Origin of the sequence: Streptomyces rhizosphaerihabitans, from assembly GCF_025399795.1 — a bacterium.
Taxonomy (GTDB): Bacteria; Actinomycetota; Actinomycetes; order Streptomycetales; family Streptomycetaceae; genus Streptomyces; species Streptomyces rhizosphaerihabitans.
Genome location: NZ_JAODTZ010000152.1, coordinates 1 through 1,199 on the forward strand (window position 1 = coordinate 1; position 1,199 = coordinate 1,199).

General features: G+C 67.8%; 2 protein-coding genes. Both read right to left on the minus strand.

From position 1 onward, the window contains the following. The coding region (locus tag N4G66_RS45140) for a transposase (RefSeq protein WP_261710148.1) at window positions 1-167 on the minus strand (167 nt) is incomplete at its 3' end. A 243-nt stretch (window positions 168-410) separates the two neighbouring features. Continuing rightward, window positions 411-1,198 (minus strand): IS5 family transposase gene (locus N4G66_RS45145; RefSeq protein ID WP_391858996.1). Its coding sequence is split into 2 segments (ribosomal slippage): window positions 411-877 and window positions 877-1,198, totalling 789 coding nucleotides; the frame shifts between segments, so codons are not numbered across the junction. Window position 1,199 lies beyond the last annotated feature (1 nt).

Sequence of the window (1,199 nt, forward strand, 5' to 3'; positions counted from 1 at the left end):
TCCACGTAGAGGATCGCGTTCATGATCTCGCGCAGGTCATGCCTCGGGGGCCGGCCGAAGTCCAGAGCCCGGCCGCGACGCTCGAAGCGCCAGGCTGACAGCACCGGCTCAATCAACTCCCAGCGGGCATCGGACAGATCACTCGGATACGCACGACGTTCCGTCATGACCTGGACGTACTGCTGCCCGGGGGCGTGCGCCCAGGCGTGCATCCTGCCGCGTCGAAGCACGGTACAGACCTGGGCGTCCTGGAATGAGACAGGCGCAAGCAGACCTTCATCCCATCCGTCACACCACCAGCCTCACCGAGAAGAACCGCCTCCACAGACTCACCAGCAATACACCCAGAGGGGGAACAAACCAACTCAGAGTGTCGCACTCAAGATGAAAACGACCTCTAAGACATCGTTTCACTTGGTGAGTCGGCGGTAGTTGATGAGGGCTGCGGCGATGCCGACGAAGGCCAGGAAGTGCTCGGCCTTGCGCTCGTAGCGGCGGTGCAGACGTCGGCATCCGGCCAGCCAGGACACCGTCCGCTCGACGACCCAGCGGTGTCGGCCCAGTCGCGTGGAGGACTCGATGCCCTTGCGGGCGATCCGGTGCCGGATGCCACGCCCGCGCAGCCATCGGCGCAGGTGGGCGTAGTCGTAGCCCTTGTCCGCATGTAGCTTGGCGGGCCGTCGTCGGCGCGGGCCGCGCCGGGAGCGGATCGGAGGGATCCCGCGCACGAGTGGCTGCAGGCCGAGGCTGTCGTGCATGTTCGCGCCGGAGATCCCCAGCGACAGGGGCAGTCCGTTCCGGTCCGTGACGAGGTGGATTTTCGATCCCGGTTTGCCGCGGTCGGTCGGATTCGGTCCCGTCAGTGGCCCCCTTTTGCCGCCCGCACACTGACCGAGTCGATCGCGCACCGCGACCAGTCCAGCTCACCGCGGGCGCCGAGCTCGTCCAGGACGACCCGGTGCAGCCTGGCCCAGACCCGATCCCGGCTCCACCGGGCAAAACGCCGGTAGACCGTGGGCCAGGCCGGCCCGAACACCGGCGGCAACTGCCGCCATGTGCAGCCCGAGGTGGCCACGAAGACGATCGCCGCAAGGCATTCACGGTCACCCGCCCGCCGACGGCCCCCGCCCTGCGGACGCGTGACCTCCGTCGGCGGCACCACCCGCCGGAACAACACCCACAACTCGTCCGGAACCAAC